This window comes from uncultured Microscilla sp., assembly GCF_947493425.1.
Lineage (GTDB): Bacteria > Bacteroidota > Bacteroidia > Cytophagales > Microscillaceae > Microscilla.
The window spans coordinates 1-490 of record NZ_CANLRP010000483.1 but is presented as its reverse complement, the minus strand read 5'-3'; the positions used below and the strand labels follow the sequence as shown (position 1 = coordinate 490).

Here is a 490-nt window from a genome sequence, read left to right as displayed (position 1 = left end):
GAACGTATTTTAGCAAAGTTTTGAGCGGCACTTTCGGTTTTGAACTGTCCGGATATTTTCTGTTTAACCTTGATATTTCGGACAGCTCTTTCTGAGGCATTATTATCAGGAGGGACTTCTTCTATTTTCAAGAAGGTGAAGATAAACTCTTTTTCTCTGCACATTCTCCTGTAGAAGGTATTGAGTTCTTTGTAATCTGCCTTTGGAGGTATTTTCAATAACTTTTCAAACCTTTCAATGACTTTATTCCTTGGAGCAAACTCTGTTTTGTAATCCTCAGAAGTCATATTTCTTTTAAGCTCTAAGGCATCATACAAAAGGCTGATAAAATCTATTCCCCATTGGTTATCAGCATAGCATTGGTTTAGGTATTTTAAGGTTCGTTGGAGATGAGCCAGACAAGACTGGTGATGTTTTGCCTCAGTGTTAATTTGTGGTTTCCAACCATCATGCACCAAAGCACTTTGAGGAAATCCACCTGGAAAATGCT

The 490-nt window shown here is 37.8% G+C and carries 1 protein-coding gene; it reads right to left on the bottom strand.

Going from position 1 to position 490, the window contains the following annotated elements; all coding sequences use genetic code 11:
- On the bottom strand, positions 1 to 490 hold a 490-nt coding region (locus Q0954_RS34420), incomplete at both ends, for a transposase (protein WP_299466744.1).